We start from the raw sequence: 870 nt of genomic DNA on the forward strand, positions 1-870 counted from the left end.
CGGCATCGCGGTCATCTTCGTCCGCAGCGCCGGCGGGACACCGAGCACCACACCGACCAGCAGACCACCGACGATCAGGGGCCAGTTGTCGGCGTCACGGATGTCGATCAGCACCGCGATCACGGCGACACCCATGCCGATCGCGGCGATGTAGTTGCCGCGCACCGCGGTCTTCGGGCCGGTCAGGCCCGACAGACCGTAGATGAACATCGAGAACGCGACGATGTACAGGATCGTGACGAGGTAGCCCATCAGGCGTCAGCCCCCTTCTTCTCGACGACCTTCTGGGCGTCCTTCTGTGACACGGTCAGGACGGCGTCCTTCTTGGGCTTGAACATCGCGAGCATCCGGTCGGTGACCACGAAACCACCGACGACGTTCAGGGTGCCGAACACCAACGCGACGAACAGGATGACCTTGATCGACCACGGCGCCCCGCCGGGCAGGTGCCCGAGCACGACCAGCGCGCCGAGCACGACGATGCCGTGGATCGCGTTGGTGCCCGACATCAGCGGCGTGTGCAGCGTGTTCGGGACCTTGGAGATGACGGCGAATCCGACGAACCCGGCCAAAACCAGGATCGCGATGTTCGCCAGCAGTTCGTTGTACATCAGGCGTTCGCCCCCTCACGGGTGACGCAGGCGGCGGCGAGGATCTCGTCGTCGAAATCGGGCGCGAGCGCACCGTTCTCGTCGAGCATCAACTCGATGACCGCCTGCAGGTTCTTCGAGTACAGCTCCGAGGCGTGCTCGGGCATCGTCGCGGGCAGGTTCAACGGCGAGCAGATCGTCACACCGTGCTTGACGACCGTCTCACCGGGCTCGGTCAGCTCACAGTTGCCACCGGTCTCCCCGGCCAGATCGACCACCA

At 65.1% G+C, this 870-nt stretch carries 2 protein-coding genes and 1 pseudogene; all 3 read right to left on the reverse strand.

The features are described 5' to 3' along the window. Positions 1–252, reverse strand: a 252-nt coding sequence (locus ABD951_RS27865) for an NAD(P)(+) transhydrogenase (Re/Si-specific) subunit beta (protein WP_345353411.1), incomplete at its 3' end; no start/stop codon positions are given. Next, a complete protein-coding gene (locus ABD951_RS27870) occupies positions 252–611 on the reverse strand; it encodes an NAD(P) transhydrogenase subunit alpha part 2 (protein WP_345353413.1) in 360 nt (119 codons plus the stop codon). The genes ABD951_RS27865 and ABD951_RS27870, both read right to left, overlap by 1 nt. After that, positions 611–870 (reverse strand): annotated as a pseudogene (locus ABD951_RS27875) (NAD(P)(+) transhydrogenase (Re/Si-specific) subunit alpha); the annotation flags it as partial. The pseudogene ABD951_RS27875 and the gene ABD951_RS27870, both read right to left, overlap by 1 nt.

Source organism: Rhodococcus olei (genome assembly GCF_039540555.1).
GTDB classification, from domain to species: domain Bacteria; phylum Actinomycetota; class Actinomycetes; order Mycobacteriales; family Mycobacteriaceae; genus Rhodococcus_G; species Rhodococcus_G olei.

Coding starts and splice junctions, on each gene's coding strand:
- ABD951_RS27870 (WP_345353413.1), bottom strand. CDS start 611: ATGTACAACGAACTGCTGGCGAACATCGCGATCCTGGTTTTGGCCGGG.